This is a genomic window from Bacillus cereus group sp. BfR-BA-01441, assembly GCF_022663075.1.
Classification (GTDB): Bacteria; Bacillota; Bacilli; order Bacillales; family Bacillaceae_G; genus Bacillus_A; species Bacillus_A cereus.
Genome location: NZ_JAKUEU010000318.1, coordinates 1 through 289, shown reverse-complemented (window position 1 = coordinate 289; position 289 = coordinate 1). Strand labels below are relative to the sequence as shown.

The window sequence follows — 289 nt, the reverse complement described above, 5'->3', positions numbered from 1 at the left end:
CCACGGCCACCATCATATACATCCGCAGGCTGTTCTTTATCAAACTCACCAAGGCCAACATGGTCACCATGGACATCACCACCAAGGCCAACATCATGGACACCAAGGTCACCACCATCACCAAGGTCATCAAGGCCAACACGGTCATCATGGGCACCAAGGCCAACATCATGGACACCAAGGTCAACATCATGGACACCAAGGTCAACAGCACCAACAGCACCAACAGCACCAACAATATCAGCAATATCAGCAACAACAACAATCTTCTCCTTGGACAGGTGGAATT

The 289-nt window shown here is 49.8% G+C and carries 1 pseudogene; it reads left to right on the top strand.

Annotated features, from left to right (window positions below):
- A pseudogene (locus MR107_RS30695) lies at positions 1–289 on the top strand (hypothetical protein); the annotation flags it as partial.